The sequence below is a fragment of the Rhizobium laguerreae genome (assembly GCF_019778565.1).
Classification (GTDB): Bacteria; Pseudomonadota; Alphaproteobacteria; order Rhizobiales; family Rhizobiaceae; genus Rhizobium; species Rhizobium laguerreae.
In genome coordinates this window covers 300507-314954 of record NZ_JAAXQT010000007.1, presented here as the reverse complement: position 1 = coordinate 314954, position 14448 = coordinate 300507, and the positions used below count along the sequence as shown (strand labels likewise).

Here is a 14448-nt window from a genome sequence, read left to right as displayed (position 1 = left end):
TACAAGAGTTGACAGATAATTACAAATTTTGTAGCCATGCTGCATTGAAATGCGACGTTGAGCCGCTGAAACGCGGCCAATAGCACGAAAAACGTTGGATCTGTCAGATGCTGTCACCGCCCTGAACATCGTGGCCGGCGACAGCTAGGGTGCGGCCGCTGACCCGGCGCACGCGGCGTTGAGAGAAAAGGACCATGATGACATTCGCCGTCGATGCCGTTTCGAACAGGGGCGCAACGCGCTTCAGCGACATCATCTACGAGAAGATCGTGGGGATGATCGCCGACGGCAATTTTCCGGTGAACGAACGGCTGCCGCCGGAGACGAAGCTCGCCGCTGATTTCGGCGCATCGAGACCCGTCGTGCGCGAAGCGCTCGAACGCTTGAGAGCCGATGGCCTGGTCGTTTCGCGCAAGGGTTCCGGTTCCTATGTCCGGCAAAGGCCGGATTCGTCGATGCTGAAAATGGTGCCGGTCGGCTCCTTGGCCGATGTCCAGCGGTTCTTCGAATTCCGCGCCGGTCTCGAAGCCGAGGCGGCGGAGCTTGCAGCGCGAAACTGGCAACCGGTCGACAAGGAGCGCATAACGGCAGCGCTTCTTTCGATCGAGCAATGTTTGCGCAATGGGGAGCTTGGCGCCGAGGAGGACCAGGCTCTGCACGATGCAATTGCCATGGCGACCGGTAACCAGTTCCACATCACCTTGCGCGAGTGGTTCAAGCCGCATTTCGCCATCGGGCATTCCGTTACGCGAAGCTTGAGCTTGAAGCGGACGCCGGAACAGATCCGCAGCGTCCAGGATGAGCATGCGGTGATCGTCGAGGCGATCTTTGCGCACCGGGAAACCGAAGCGCACGATGCGATGAAAAGACACATACTGAATGCGCGCGCCCGCATGTTCCAGGGCGTTTGAGCGATATGGGAGGAGAGACGATGAAACGGGTCGCTATGACGGGTGCTGCCGGACGTGTAGGGACGCTGCTGCGTCCGCTTCTTCGGTCGCATGTCGAGCACCTCAGCCTGATCGATCTCCAGGAACCTGACGGGCTTGGCGAAAACGAGAATTTCGTAAAGGCCGACCTTACAAAGCTCAACGAGGCGACGGCTGCGCTGAAGGATATTGATGGCGTCGTCCATCTGGCGGGTATCGCAAGCGGCACGGACATGAACGCCATTCTGCACGCGAACGTGCTTGGAACATACAATCTCTACGAAGCGGCGCGGATCAACCAGGTTCAGCGGGTCGTCTATGCATCGAGCAATCATGCCACCGGCTTTTATCCGCGCGGCCAGCTCGTGTCGCCGCTCGACCCGATGCGACCCGACAGCCCATATGGACTTTCCAAATGCTGGGGCGAGCTTGTGGCGGGGCTTTATTACGACACATCGGGCATTCGCTCTCTTTCCATCCGCATCGGCAATGCGGGCACCTATCCCAACAGCGAGCGATCCATTGCGATCTGGATCAGCGCGCGAGACCTGGCGCAATTGGTCAGGATCGGCCTTTCGCACCCGTTGATCGCAGCAACAGTGGTCTACGGCGTTTCCGACACCGAGGAGATGTGGTGGGAGAACGATCTGGCGACACGATTGGGCTACCAGCCGCAGGACCGGCCGCGTGACCACGCCCTGATCGAAGAGGGATCCGAGGGGCCGGTCGCGCTGGCGTTCCAGGGTGGCGGGTTCTGTGAGATCAATCACGACGGCACCATCCGTATGCGCGACGCCGATGGCTTGGCCAAGAGCCCGGAGACGGTTGAATGACGGCGCCTCGGGTCATCCGCCCGGACGTCCGTTCCGTTATCCAGCAACCACTCACGGTCGGTGAATCGCCGGTATGGGACGAGGAGACCGGCACTTTGTGGTTCGTCGATATTCTGGCGCCGGCACTCGTCCGGCTTTCGCATTCAGAAAAGATCGACCGCTTCGACATGCCGGCCGCAATCGGCGCGCTCGGGCTTTGCCGAGATCACAGGATCGTCGTGGCGCTTCAGACGGGCGTCCATCTCTTCGATCCCGTCTCCGGAGATTTCGAATTTCTGTGCGATCCGGTCGGGCGCCACATCAACTGCCGCCTCAACGATGGAAAGGTCGGCCCCGACGGGCAGTTCTGGATCGGCTCGTTCAGCGAAGCCAAGCCGCAGACCGATGAGGCCGCACTTTACCGCGTGGGCGCCGATGGCCGCACGCAGACCGCTGCAACCGGACTGACGAGTTCCAACGGCCTTGCCTGGTCGCCGGACGGCCGGCGGATGTATCACTCCGACAGCCGGCAATGCTTCCTGCAGGCATTCGACTTCGATCCTGATACGGGCGACCTCGGCGATGGGCGCCGGCTTCGCAGCTTCACGGAAGACGAGGGTCGGCCGGACGGAGCGACAACCGATAGTGACGGGTTCTACTGGAGTGCCGGCGTTTCCGCCGGTCGCCTCAACCGAATATCGCCCGAAGGCGAAATCGTCGAAATCTACATTCTGCCGGTCCCCGCACCGACGATGCCGTGTTTCGGTGGGCCGGATCTGCGCACCCTCTTCGTCACGAGCCTGTCGACGGACCGCACCGGACGTTTCGAGGCGGGGACGGTGATCGCCTTCGACGTGGATGCAGAGGGCCTACCGACCTTCCGCTTCGGAGATCCTGTCGGATGACAGCGTGCCGATCACCGGGTGACAGCGTGCCGATCATCCTTCGGGTAACGGCGGATTGATGGAAAGATAACGGGGAAGAAAGATGAGCATCGCAACCATGCGCAAGGCGCTTACAGGCGTATCGGGTGTTCCGGTCACCGCCTATGACGGCAAGGGTGAAGTCGAACCCCGGATCACCGCGAAGGTCTATGAGCGGGTGGCGGCAGCGGGCATTCACAACATCGTCGCTGCCGGAAATACCGGGGAATTCTATGCTCTGACGCCGCAGGAGATCAGGATCGTCCACGAGGCGGCGGTTTCAGGCGTTGCCGGCAAGGCGCCGGTGACGGCGGCGATCGGCCGGTCGCTGCGCGAGGCGATCGGCATGGCGAAAGATGCGGCCGCGATCGGCGCATCCGCCGTCATGTCGCATCAGCCCGTCGATCCTTTCGCAGCACCTGCGGCCCAGATCGACTATTTCTGCAATCTTGCGGATGCTTCCGCCCTGCCGCTCATCGCCTATGTCAGGGCGGATGGTTTCGCCGTCACCGATATCGTCCGCCTCGCAAATCACGGCAATATTGCCGGCATCAAATTCGCCACGACCGATCTGATGTTGCTGTCGAGAGCGATCCCGGCGGCGAGCCCCGACGGCGCGCTGTTCGTCTGCGGCCTGGCGGAGAGCTGGGCGCCGACATTTACCGCAGCCGGCGCCCGCGGCTTCACGTCCGGCCTCGTTAATGTCGCGCCGAAACTATCGCTTGCGGTCCATGCTGCGCTTGAAAAAGCCGACTTTGCCGCCGCCAGGGCGATCGTCAACAAGCTCGAGCCATTCGAGCGGATGCGAACCAAATTCCGCAATGGCGCGAACGTGACCGTCGTCAAGGAAGCCGTCACCTATTCCGGTCTCGATGTCGGTCCCGTGCGTGTGCCGGGATTGCCGCAGCTCGACCAGCATGACCGCGAGGAGCTTCATCGGCTGCTTCAAGGCTGGGAGGCCGAAGGCGACATTCAAACTCATTCAGACCAGCCGGCCGTAAAGGCGGCCGGCTGAGTTCGACATTATCCACAAACAACAGGATTGGGAGGTCTTGAGATGCTGAGACAAGTACTGACAACGATCGCAATTGCCGGCGCCCTGACGACGGCGCAGCCCAGCTTCGCGGCGTCGCCGCCCAACATGCTGGTGATCGGCACCAATCTCACCGGCATAAGGACGCTCGATCCAGCCCAGAACAATGCCCGCACGGTTTCCGAACTGATCTCGAACCTCTACGACAACCTCGTGCAGCTGTCGCCGGACGACCTCAAAACGCTGAAGCCGATGCTCGCGACGCAATGGAGCGTCTCGGCGGACGGCAAGATCATCACGCTGACATTACGCAACGACGCGGTCTTCCAGAGCGGCAACAAGGTGACCGCCGAAGATGCCGCCTGGTCGATCCAGCGCGTCATCAAGATGGGCCAGGTCGGCTCCACCGACGTCGCGCTCTGGGGCTTCACGCCTGAAAACGTCGAAAAGCTCGTTCGCGCAAAAGACGAACACACGCTCGAGATCGAGCTGCCGCAAGCGGTCAATACCGATCTGGTGCTCTATTCGCTGGCGGGCTCGTCGATCGGGATCGTCGACAAGAAGACGGTGCTGTCGCACGAAGCGAACGGCGATTTCGGCGGCGCCTGGCTTTCCGCCAATTCCGCCGGCAGTGGCCCATTCAGCCTGGCGCAGTGGCGGCCGAACGATGTCGCGATCTTCAATGCGCAGCCGAAATACTGGGGCGGCAAGCCGGCCATGGCGCGCGTCGTCGCTCGTCATATCCCGGAATCCGGCAATCTCCGGCTTCAGCTCGAAGCCGGCGACGTCGATGTCGGCCAGTATGTGGCAAGCGGCGATCTCGATGCGCTCGCCACCAAGAAGGACATGGTCATCGAGAATGTCCCGGGTCTCGGCTTCTACTATATCGCCCTCAATCAGAAAGACCCGGATCTGCAGAAGCCGAAGGTTCGCGAGGCCTTCCAGCATGCCTTCGACTGGAAAGCGATCTCCGGCAACATCATGCGCCATACGGGCTTTCCCTGGCAGTCGATGATCCCGCGCGGCATGATCGGCGCTCCCGGCGAGGCGGCGGTGCGCTACGATTACGATCCCGCCAAGGCCAAGCAACTGCTGGCGGAGGCCGGATATCCCAATGGCCTGAAGAAGGTGCTCAATCCGTCGGGAGCCCCGACCCTGCCCTTCGCTGAAGCGCTGCAGGCGAGTGCCCGCGCCGCCGGCATTGATCTCGATCTCGTGCCCGGCGAGTTCACGCCCGCCTTCCGCGAGCGCAAATTCGAAGTGCTGCTCGGCAATTCCGGCGCCCGTCTGCCCGATCCCTTCGCGGTCGCCACGCAATATGCCTTCAACCCCGACAATAGCGACGAAGCACGCCTCGGCAGCTATTACCTCTGGCGCACGGGCATGAAAGTGGACGAGCTCAACACGCTCATCGACCAATCGATGAAGGAGCGCGACACGGAAAAGCGTACCGACATCTTCAAGAAGATGGACGGCATCTATGCCGGCATGGCTTCGCCGCTGGTCATCTTCTTCCAGCGAACCGACCCCTATGTCATGCGCGCCAACGTGAAGGGCTATCACGGGCATACGACATGGTCGACGCGCTGGCATGACGTGACCAAGGAGTAGAACGCCGTGGCAAGCGCCGATATGACATCGAAGGGGGGGAGCAGCCGGCACTCCCCGGCGGGCGGGTTCGCAGAGGCGGCCCCGCACCCGGCACTGAGCCTGCTGCGGCGCCTGGCAGGACGTATTGTGGCCGTCGTGACGACGCTGCTCGGCCTGCTCTTCCTGACCTTCTCGATGGGTCGCCTGCTGCCCGCCGACCCGGTGCTATCAATCACCGGGGCGGAAGTCAGCAAGGAGGTTTACGATCGCGTCTATAACGAGTTGGGTCTTGGGCAGCCGATCTGGATGCAGTTCCTGTCCTACGTCGGCAAGATCGCCACAGGCGATCTCGGCATGTCGGCGACGACGGGCCAGCCGATCCTCACCGATCTCCTGACGATCTTTCCCGCGACGATCGAACTTGCGATCATCGCCATGATCATCGGGGCGATCGTCGGCGTCCCCTTAGGGATCACCGCTGCGGTCAGGCGCGGGACCGTTATCGACCACATCGCTCGGATCGTCGCCCTTGCCGGCCACTCCATCCCGATCTTCTGGACCGGGCTGATGGCGCTCTTCGTCTTTTATGCGAAGCTGAAGCTCGTCGGCGCCTCGGGCCGGATCGATGTCTTCTATGAAGGCCTCGTCACGCCGATGACGGGCTTCCTCCTGATCGACGCGGCGATTCAGGGCCAATGGGACGTGTTTTACAACGCCCTTGGCCACATCATCCTGCCGGCGGCAATCCTCGGCTACTATTCCGTCGCCTATATCAGCCGCATGTCGCGGAGCTTCATGCTGGAGCAACTGAGCCAGGAATACATCATCACCGCCCGGGCAAAGGGGCTCGGCACCCGCAAGGTGGTCTGGCGCCATGCCTTCAAGAACATCCGCGTGCAGCTTTTAACGATCATGGCGCTGACCTTCGGCGGGCTGCTCGAAGGCGCGGTGCTGATCGAGACCGTCTTCGGGTGGCCGGGGCTCGGCCAGTACCTGACCCGAGGGCTACAGATGAACGACATGAATGTGGTCATGGGTTCGGTGCTGACGATCGGCGCCGTCTTCCTGACGATCAACATCCTGTCGGACTTCCTTTATCGCATTCTTGATCCGAGGACACGGTGACGCCATGACGATCTCCTCTGAGCACGCAGACAGCGTCAACACCGGCGGCCTTCGCAACTGGCTGCTCGCACCGGAGCCTCGAGGCTGGTTCCAGTCATCGGCGCAGCAAATTCACCAGGGCTGGCGGAAATTCAGCCTGCACCCGCTTGGCCTGGCCGGACTAGCCATCATCCTACTGCTGATCGTCGTGGCGCTGGCCGCACCCCTGCTGACGAGCTACGATCCGATCGTTCAGGACATGGCCGGGCGGCTTGCCGCGCCATCGACGAGCCATTGGCTCGGCACTGACAATTTCGGCCGCGACGTCTTTTCACGGGTGATCTATGGCGCCCGCACGACGCTCTACATCATCATGCTCGTCACGGTCATCGTCGCCCCGCTCGGTCTGCTGATCGGCACCGTCTCGGGTTATTTCGGCGGCATCGTCGATGAAATCCTGATGCGCGTCACCGATATTTTTCTCTCCTTCCCCGGCCTCGTGCTGGCGCTTGGTTTTGCCGCAGCCCTCGGTCCGGGCATCACCAATGCAATCATCGCGATTTCGCTGACGGCCTGGCCGCCGATCGCGCGCCTTGCGCGCGCCGAGACGCTCAGCCTCCGCAAGGCGGATTACATCGCCGCTGTACGCCTGCAGGGCGCGACGTCAATTGCGATCATCACCCGCCACATCCTGCCGATGTGCATTCCCTCGGTGATCGTCCGCGTCACCCTCAACATGGCCGGCATCATCATCACCGCCGCCGGTCTCGGCTTCCTCGGCCTCGGCGCGCAGCCACCATGGCCGGAATGGGGTTCGATGGCCGCCAGCGGACGTGAGTTCATGCTCGACAGCCCCTGGGTCATCGCAGCACCCGGCATTGCCATTGCGCTCGTCAGCCTCGCCTTCAACCTCGTCGGCGATGCGCTTCGCGATGTTCTCGATCCGCGAGGTTCGGAATGACTGACCTGATCGATATTCGAAACCTTGAAATCGCCTTCGGCGGTGGACAGGTGCGGGCCGTCCGCGGCGTGAGCTTTTCGCTTGGACAGGAAAAGCTCGGGATTGTCGGTGAATCCGGATCCGGAAAGTCGACCGTTGGCCGCGCCATCATGAAGCTGCTGCCACCGACCGCGATCGTCCATGCCGAGCGGATGCGCTTTCGCGACGTCGATCTGCTCAAGGCGAACGAAAAAATGATGATGACGATCAGGGGGCGGCGGATCGGCCTGATCCTGCAGGATCCGAAATATTCGCTCAATCCCGTCATGCGGATCGGCGAACAGATCGCCGAGACCTACCGCTTCCATCATCCGAGGGTGAGCAAGAGCAAGACCTATAGCCAAGCGCTCGATATGCTCGAAGCCGTCCAGATCCGTGATCCCGACCGCGTGGCCCGCCTTTATCCGCACGAAATCTCGGGCGGCATGGGTCAGCGGGCGATGATCGCCATGATGTTGATTGCCGAACCCGAAGTGCTGATCGCCGACGAACCGACGTCAGCACTCGATGTGACGGTGAGGCTCGAGATCCTGGCCCTGCTCGACGAGCTCGTCCTGCGGCGTAATCTCGGGCTGATCTTCATCAGCCACGATCTCAATCTCATCAGGAATTTCTGCGATCGCGTCCTCATCATGTATGCGGGGCGGGTCGTGGAAGTGCTCGAAGCGCGCGACCTCGACAAGGCCCGACATCCTTATACGCAAGGATTGCTGGCATCACTGCCGACGATCGAGGATCCACCCGCCCGGCTGCCGATCCTGAAGCGGGATCCAGCCTGGCTTGAAGAACCCGCATTGGAGCCGCCGCGGTGATCAAAATCGACAATCTCACCATCCGTTTCGGACATACCCAGCGGCCTGTCGTCAGAGATCTTAGCCTTTCCATCGAGAAGGGGACGGCCTTCGGCCTGGTCGGCGAGTCCGGCTGCGGGAAGTCCACTGTCCTGAGGGCGCTTTCCGGCCTCAACGCCAATTATGACGGCCGGATCGAGCTCCAAGGCGAGACTCTGGACCGACGGCGCAGCCGGCCGTTCTTCCGCCAAGTGCAGATGGTGTTCCAGGACCCCTATGGATCCCTCCATCCCCGCAAGACCATCCGCTCGCAGCTGAAAGAACCGCTGCGCAACCAGGGCCTGGATACGAATTCCGTCGACATGAACGCCGTCCTGAGATCGGTCGGCCTCGATCCGGCGCTGAGCTACAGATTTCCGCACCAGCTCTCCGGCGGCCAGCGCCAGCGCGTGGCGATCGCCCGCGCGCTGATGCTGGATCCGGACGTTCTGCTTCTCGACGAACCGACATCGGCGCTCGACGTGTCGGTTCAGGCCGAAATCCTCAATCTCCTCCAGGATTTGCGCACCAACCGCGGGCTGACCTATCTGCTCGTCAGCCACGACCTCGCCGTCGTCTCGCACATGTGCAGCCGCGTCGCCATCATGGAAGCGGGCGAGATCGTCGAACAGGTCGATGTCGGCGCGCTCCGAAGCGGTGCAGTCGAACACCCCTACTCGCAACGCCTGCTGCGCGCGAGCCGGATGTACGGAAGGGCGTAATTCTCGATCGATACGCGGCTGCTTCTCGGCGTCGTCGCAGGCCCGCCATCCACATCGAGCCGATCCGGCTGCCTAGACCAAAGGCAGTATCGATCGCCGATGATGTTGCGTAACCTTTGAAATACACTCGGCCACTCGCACGTTCACCCGGGCATGCTCAGGATTTTCGCTGGCGAATCGGAGATTCCCAATCTGGCGTTATCCGCTTGATCTGGAGTACAGGCCAAGGTCGCTTATCACGGCAAATTCGCAACGCTGATAGAACTCCGACAGCGCCCCTCCTCGTTGTGAGATCAGCCAGACGCTGCTACATCCTTCAACTGTGGCTGTTTCGAACATTGCAGAAAGTAGAGCAGTCCCTATTCCCTTACCCTGTGCGTCGGGCTGCACTGAAAGCTCGTCCACATAAATGACGGGGCCGGTATGGCGCCGCTGTCGTATCCCGAGCGCAATGCCGAGCACCTTGTCTCCGTCAACTGCCGCAAGTGCAATTGACCTGGGAGTTTCAAGCACATAGGTCACATTTTCTGCAGCCGCCTCAAGCGACCAGCTCTCATTCCACGGCGGCAGGGCATAGGCATTTACCAATACGGCGGCCGCGCCGCTAATGTGTTTTTCAACCAGACGCTCGATCCGAAATGACATAAACTCGCCTCACGCCACGTGAGGTGACATTCGCCGAAGGCTATTGGTTTCGCAATGGCGTGTTGGCTGCATCCGCAGGTTTTTCGCCGAGCTTGTCCCTAAAATGGTAAAGATCGCGGCTGCGCCAGGCAGGTCCGGGTCAGTCCGCTGGCTGAGCCAGCATTGAATGCTCTATTTCCACCTCACGTGAAGCCGCAAGATCCCAAGCGGGACTGGACGAATGATCTCCTCGGCCGCAGGCAGCATCTTTTCTTTTCGGCAAACCCGAGGGCGATGCAGTTAACGCACTGGTTCAGAACCGTCCGATGAATGCTGAGCAGATCGAGGATGCGGCAATCCCTTTCTGCGCGCATGGGCAGCATTGGTAGTTTGATCCTGTTGAAAACGCGTGCTCCGCGGCGGGCGAATACGTCCCATACGGAACCAATTCACTGCCGAGTGGTTATATGACACCCTCCTCCTCGAAGAGCCGAGCGTCGTGATGTGGATGTTAAGCGGCCCAAAAGTTACTCAGATGATCAAGGTCCTTGCCTGCGCCATCGCCGCTGCGACGGCGTCAATGCTCATGGCCGGCGCCGCCAAAGCCGACGAGTCTGCCTTCCTCAAAACACTCGCGGGAAATTGGAGCGGTAAGGGTACGGTGAAAGTGCGGACAAATGCACCCACCATGAAAGTCACTTGCCGCTTCAAGTCGGACGCGAATGCAAGTTCCCTTGCACTCAATGGGCGCTGCACTAGTCTCGTCGTTTTTTCCCGTGTCATCAGCGCTAACCTCAAGGCCAGCGGTGACACCTATACCGGCTCCTACGTCGGCGCAGGCACCGGCACCGCGGGTCTTGGCGGAAAACGCGCCGGTAATGCCATAAACCTCGCGATCAAATGGGCGAAAGAGGTCAATGGCGATCGCCGTGCGCAGATGACGATCGAAAAAACCGGGGCATCGGGCATGCGTCTCACAACCGTCGATACCGACCCTGCGACAGGTCGATCGGTTGTGACGAGCCGCATTGAGCTTCGCCGGAGCTGATATCTTTTTACATTCAAAGAGCCGTTGACGTGCTAAAGGGTTGATAGAGAAGCCCCGAAGCTATAGTTTCGCCTTCGCAAATCGTCGAACGATACAAGGAAATAGTTATCTCATGCCGACAGGTACCGTTAAATTCTTCAATGACGACAAGGGCTTCGGCTTCATCACCCCTGAGGGTGGCGGCCAGGACGTTTTTGTTCACGTGTCTGCGCTACAGAGCGGCGGGTCGCTCCGCGAAGGCGACAAGGTCAGTTTCGAAATTGGACAGGATCGCAAGACCGGAAAATCGAAGGCTGAGAACGTCTCGACGCTCTGATCGAAATCGAAGATGGCCCAGCCTGCGTTGAGCGGGTTGGGCTCATCGTCACGAGTCGCGGGCGCGAATGCCTTCGTACTCTAAAGCGCGTCGTGATCTTCGCGCTTTAGGTCTTTGTGTTACGCATGTTGTTGGCGCAAAACCGCTGCACCGTTTGCGCCACATGCTTTAAGCAGAAACGCCGACGATTAAGCCTTGGCGTGTCGTCTGATGTCCGCGCCTTGGAAATCCCGAATATGACGCGTGAGGACGCTCGTGCCAGCGCAGTGGCTGCAATCAGAGCATTTTCTCTCTGACAAAAGATGTTCCACGCATTCGCTTTAGACGATGCGATGAGCTGATCACATCACGCCCCTGACAGAATGCTCTTCGCGGCCTTCTCGGCAATCATGATCACCGGCGAGTTGGTGTTGCCCGATACGATCGTCGGCATGATCGAGGCATCGACCACCCGCAGTTTCTCCAGCCCATGCACCCGCAATTGCGGATCGACAACCGCCATCGTGTCGCTGCCCATCTTGCAGGTACCGACCGGATGGAAGATCGTTGTGGCGATATCGCCGACGCGACGGATCAGTTCCTCGTCAGTCCGGTATTCCGTGCCCGGCAGCATCTCCTGCGGCCGGTACTTGGCGATCGCACCGGCCTCCATGAGCCGGCGGGCGTGCCGGATCGATTTCGCCGCAACCATCCGGTCGCCGACGGTCGAAAGATAATTCGGGCGGATTTCCGGCGCCACGGAAAAGTCCGGGCCGACAACATGCACGGCCCCCCGGCTCTCCGGCCGCAGATTGCAGACGGAGACGGTGACGGCGGGATATTTGTGCAGCGGCTCGCCGAGCCGGTCGGTGCTCAGAGGCTGTACGTGATATTCGAGATCGGCGGTCGCAACAGCCGGATCGCTCTTGGCAAAGATACCGAGCTGGCTCGGCGCCATCGACAGCGGCCCGGACCGGCGCAGCATATATTCAAGCCCCATGCCCGCCCGGGTGAACAGGTTGTGATAGAGCTGGTTCAGCGTCTTTGCGCCCTCGATGCGGAAGACCGTACGGATTTGCAGATGGTCCTGCAGGTTTTCGCCGACACCCGGAAGTCCATGGACGACGTCCAGTCCGGCAGCCGACAGCACATCCGGTCGACCAACCCCGGAAAGCTCCAGGATTTTCGGCGAATTGATCGCACCGGCAGACAGAATGACCTCGCGACCGTTGCGAGCCAGATGGTTCTGCCCGTTCCGCCGGAACCGTACGCCGGTCACTATTCTGCCGTCGAATTCCAATCGCTCGGTTTCGGCGCCGGTCAGCACACGCAGATTGGGCCGCTTCATCGCCGGGCGCAGAAAGGCCTTGGTCGTGTTCCAGCGCAGGCCACCGCGCTGGTTCACCTCGAAATAGCCCGAGCCTTCATTGTCGCCATCGTTGAAATCGTCGGTCTTCGGGATACCGAGTTCTTCGGCGGCATCGCGAAAGGCATCGAGGATCGGCCAGGACAGCCGCTGTTTTTCCACCCGCCATTCGCCGCCTGCTCCATGCATCCGCGACTGGCCCCGGTAGTTGTCCTCGGATTTCAGGAAATAGGGCAGCACGTCGTCCCAGCCCCAGCCGGAATTGCCCGCCTGCCGCCAGCCGTCGTAATCGGCCGCCTGGCCGCGCATGTAGATCATGCCGTTGATCGACGAACAGCCGCCCAGCACTTTTCCACGCGGGTAGGGCAGTGACCGGCCGTTGAGTCCGGCTTCCGCGGCCGTCCTCATCATCCAATCGGTGCGCGGATTGCCCATGCAGTAGAGATAGCCGATCGGCACATGTACCCAATGATACCGGTCGCTGCCGCCCGCTTCGAGCAGCAGGACGCGGGTTTTCGGATCGGCCGACAGCCGGTTGGCCAGAACGCATCCCGCCGATCCCGCGCCGACGATGATGAAGTCGTAGCTTCCCGCATCAATGGCTGCATCATTCGCACGCATATTCACGCCGCCCCCGCTGCCGCCGGTGGGACCGCCGTCAGACGCCGCCAGAGCGGCGCCATCGCCTCGGCGATATCCTGATGGAGAGCGTAGCGCCGCGTATAATGCGCTTCAAGCGAGACATTCGGGCGATAGTGCCGCTCGGTCCGGACCATGGCCGCAGCACCAGCGCCGAAGTCTGTGAAAAGGCCGACGCCGGTTCCGGCCGCGATCGCCGCCCCCAGTGCACCGGTTTCACGCGAGCGGGCAACAGTGACAGGTACGCCGAGCACATCGGCAAAGATCTGCGGCCAGATCAGGCTGCGCGAGCCGCCACCGGAGAGCACCGCCTCGTTGAACACCGCACCGGCCTTTCGGATCGTCTCGATGTGCTGGCGATGGCCGAAGGCGACACCTTCGAGAAGCGCGCGAACGAGATGCCCCTTGCTGTGCCAACCGGCAAGACCGTAGAAGCCGGCGCGTGCATGGCCGTTCTGCTGGGCGCCATAGAGATATGGATGGTAGAGCGGGTCGTCTGCGGCGGGCTCGATCGCCCCGGCCAGTGCGCAGCAGGCATCGAAGGGCGACACGCCTTCCGCATACTCGCCTTCGAAGAACTCCCGCACCAGCCATTCGAGATTGGCGGCCGAGGTGGCGCTGTTCTCCATCGCCATGTAGCGGGTGCGATCGAAGGTCGAGGACATGAAGACCGGCCCGTCGAGGTCGGGACCGTCTATAACGACCTGGTTGATGCTCCAGGTGCCGGCAATGATCGAGGCGCTGCCGGTGCGCGAAACGCCGGAGCCGAGCGCCGAGGCGACGACGTCGAACAGCCCGCCAACCACCGGCGTACCGGCGGCGAGCCCGGTTTGCGTCGCCACCTCTTCCGTTACCGTACCGGCAATGTCGGCGCTTTCGATGAGCGGCGGCAAGAGATCCATGCAATCGTCCAGTCCATAGGCCTCCATCAGTGCCTTGTCGTAACGGCGCGCGGCAAGATCGAGCAGACCGGCACCCGACATGTCGGATACTTCGCTGACGCGGCGGCCGGTCAGGCGGTTGACGACGAAATCCTTGGAGAAGAACACCGTACCGATGCGGTTGAACAGTTCCGGCCGGTGACGCTTCAGCCAGGCAAGCAATGTCGGCGTCTGGGATGGCCACGGGCGCTGGCGGGCAATCGGATAGGTCCGGTCACCAACGCCGCCTTCTCGCCATTCATCGACCAGCCCGGCCGCCCGCGTGTCGAGCGACTGGATGCCGATGAGCGGAGCGCCGTCGCGATCAAGCGCATAGAGACCGTTGCCATGCCCGGCGCAACCGATCGCGGCGATTTCCTGCGGCGGGATCCTTGCCTTTTCGATGCAGGCGCGGATGACCTGCCGGGCATTCGCCCATAATTCGTCCAGACCCTGCTCGACATGCCCCGGGCTCGGCATGCGGCTGTGTCCCTCTTCGGACGCAGCCGCGATCTCGTTGCCCGCCCGGTCGAAAATCACCGCCTTGATGACGGTGTTTCCGGCATCGAGCCCCAAAAGATACTCTCCCATGCAGAACCCCTCCCAAGATTCG

14 protein-coding genes are annotated in these 14448 nt (G+C 61.5%); 11 read left to right on the top strand and 3 right to left on the bottom strand.

All coding sequences use genetic code 11. The features are described from left to right. Positions 1-197 precede the first annotated feature (197 nt). The 9 genes from HFO71_RS22415 to HFO71_RS22375 all read left to right on the top strand — a co-directional run bounded on the left by HFO71_RS22415 (position 198) and on the right by HFO71_RS22375 (position 8943). Positions 198-911: a FadR/GntR family transcriptional regulator gene (locus tag HFO71_RS22415; RefSeq protein ID WP_026160238.1), complete on the top strand. Its 714-nt coding sequence runs from the start codon at positions 198-200 to the stop codon at positions 909-911. 20 nt (positions 912-931) lie between these two features. Continuing rightward, complete coding sequence (locus HFO71_RS22410; protein ID WP_132612009.1) at positions 932-1762, top strand: NAD-dependent epimerase/dehydratase family protein; 831 nt, start codon at positions 932-934, stop codon at positions 1760-1762. Next, positions 1759-2646: an SMP-30/gluconolactonase/LRE family protein gene (locus HFO71_RS22405; protein WP_168287587.1), complete on the top strand. Its 888-nt coding sequence runs from the start codon at positions 1759-1761 to the stop codon at positions 2644-2646. The genes HFO71_RS22410 and HFO71_RS22405 overlap by 4 nt, the downstream gene beginning before the upstream one ends. An 82-nt stretch (positions 2647-2728) precedes the next feature. Continuing rightward, positions 2729-3679, top strand: a complete 951-nt coding sequence (locus HFO71_RS22400) for a dihydrodipicolinate synthase family protein (RefSeq protein WP_132612013.1) — start codon at positions 2729-2731, stop codon at positions 3677-3679. A 42-nt stretch (positions 3680-3721) separates the two neighbouring features. Next, on the top strand, positions 3722-5308 hold the full coding sequence (locus tag HFO71_RS22395; protein WP_132612015.1) for an ABC transporter substrate-binding protein: 1587 nt from the start codon (positions 3722-3724) through the stop codon (positions 5306-5308). Positions 5309-5314: 6 nt separating this feature from the next. Continuing rightward, positions 5315-6412, top strand: a complete 1098-nt coding sequence (locus HFO71_RS22390) for an ABC transporter permease (protein WP_077976949.1) — start codon at positions 5315-5317, stop codon at positions 6410-6412. Positions 6413-6416: 4 nt separating this feature from the next. Further along, on the top strand, positions 6417-7352 hold the full coding sequence (locus HFO71_RS22385; protein ID WP_077976948.1) for an ABC transporter permease: 936 nt from the start codon (positions 6417-6419) through the stop codon (positions 7350-7352). After that, positions 7349-8203: an ABC transporter ATP-binding protein gene (locus HFO71_RS22380; protein WP_168287586.1), complete on the top strand. Its 855-nt coding sequence runs from the start codon at positions 7349-7351 to the stop codon at positions 8201-8203. Before HFO71_RS22385 ends, HFO71_RS22380 begins: the two co-directional genes overlap by 4 nt. Continuing rightward, positions 8200-8943 carry an ABC transporter ATP-binding protein gene (locus HFO71_RS22375; protein ID WP_168287585.1) on the top strand — a complete coding sequence of 248 codons (744 nt, stop codon included), beginning with the start codon at positions 8200-8202 and terminating at the stop codon, positions 8941-8943. The genes HFO71_RS22380 and HFO71_RS22375 overlap by 4 nt, the downstream gene beginning before the upstream one ends. A gap of 198 nt (positions 8944-9141) precedes the next feature. Here HFO71_RS22375 and HFO71_RS22370 read toward each other — a convergent pair whose 3' ends face one another. After that, positions 9142-9588: a GNAT family N-acetyltransferase gene (locus HFO71_RS22370; RefSeq protein WP_131641250.1), complete on the bottom strand. Its 447-nt coding sequence runs from the start codon at positions 9586-9588 to the stop codon at positions 9142-9144. 514 nt (positions 9589-10102) lie between these two features. Between HFO71_RS22370 and HFO71_RS22365 the strand changes: the two genes are divergently transcribed. Continuing rightward, positions 10103-10615: a hypothetical protein gene (locus HFO71_RS22365; RefSeq protein ID WP_077976944.1), complete on the top strand. Its 513-nt coding sequence runs from the start codon at positions 10103-10105 to the stop codon at positions 10613-10615. Between the two features lie 112 nt (positions 10616-10727). Beyond that, complete coding sequence (locus HFO71_RS22360; RefSeq protein ID WP_017956647.1) at positions 10728-10931, top strand: cold-shock protein; 204 nt, start codon at positions 10728-10730, stop codon at positions 10929-10931. Positions 10932-11277: 346 nt separating this feature from the next. Here HFO71_RS22360 and HFO71_RS22355 read toward each other — a convergent pair whose 3' ends face one another. Beyond that, complete coding sequence (locus HFO71_RS22355; protein WP_206111755.1) at positions 11278-12897, bottom strand: GMC family oxidoreductase; 1620 nt, start codon at positions 12895-12897, stop codon at positions 11278-11280. A gap of 2 nt (positions 12898-12899) precedes the next feature. After that, positions 12900-14426 (bottom strand): FGGY-family carbohydrate kinase, encoded by a 1527-nt coding sequence (locus tag HFO71_RS22350; protein ID WP_168287583.1) that lies wholly within the window; start codon positions 14424-14426, stop codon positions 12900-12902. Positions 14427-14448 lie beyond the last annotated feature (22 nt).

What these genes read in the sequence shown, in the direction of transcription:
- HFO71_RS22385 (WP_077976948.1), top strand. Translation starts at nt 6,417, where the DNA reads ATGACGATCTCCTCTGAGCACGCAGACAGCGTCAACACCGGCGGCCTT.
- HFO71_RS22370 (WP_131641250.1), bottom strand. Translation starts at nt 9,588, where the DNA reads ATGTCATTTCGGATCGAGCGTCTGGTTGAAAAACACATTAGCGGCGCG.
- HFO71_RS22355 (WP_206111755.1), bottom strand. Translation starts at nt 12,897, where the DNA reads ATGCGTGCGAATGATGCAGCCATTGATGCGGGAAGCTACGACTTCATC.
- HFO71_RS22360 (WP_017956647.1), top strand. Translation starts at nt 10,728, where the DNA reads ATGCCGACAGGTACCGTTAAATTCTTCAATGACGACAAGGGCTTCGGC.
- HFO71_RS22365 (WP_077976944.1), top strand. Translation starts at nt 10,103, where the DNA reads ATGATCAAGGTCCTTGCCTGCGCCATCGCCGCTGCGACGGCGTCAATG.
- HFO71_RS22395 (WP_132612015.1), top strand. Translation starts at nt 3,722, where the DNA reads ATGCTGAGACAAGTACTGACAACGATCGCAATTGCCGGCGCCCTGACG.
- HFO71_RS22405 (WP_168287587.1), top strand. Translation starts at nt 1,759, where the DNA reads ATGACGGCGCCTCGGGTCATCCGCCCGGACGTCCGTTCCGTTATCCAG.
- HFO71_RS22410 (WP_132612009.1), top strand. Translation starts at nt 932, where the DNA reads ATGAAACGGGTCGCTATGACGGGTGCTGCCGGACGTGTAGGGACGCTG.
- HFO71_RS22400 (WP_132612013.1), top strand. Translation starts at nt 2,729, where the DNA reads ATGAGCATCGCAACCATGCGCAAGGCGCTTACAGGCGTATCGGGTGTT.
- HFO71_RS22415 (WP_026160238.1), top strand. Translation starts at nt 198, where the DNA reads ATGACATTCGCCGTCGATGCCGTTTCGAACAGGGGCGCAACGCGCTTC.
- HFO71_RS22350 (WP_168287583.1), bottom strand. Translation starts at nt 14,426, where the DNA reads ATGGGAGAGTATCTTTTGGGGCTCGATGCCGGAAACACCGTCATCAAG.
- HFO71_RS22380 (WP_168287586.1), top strand. Translation starts at nt 7,349, where the DNA reads ATGACTGACCTGATCGATATTCGAAACCTTGAAATCGCCTTCGGCGGT.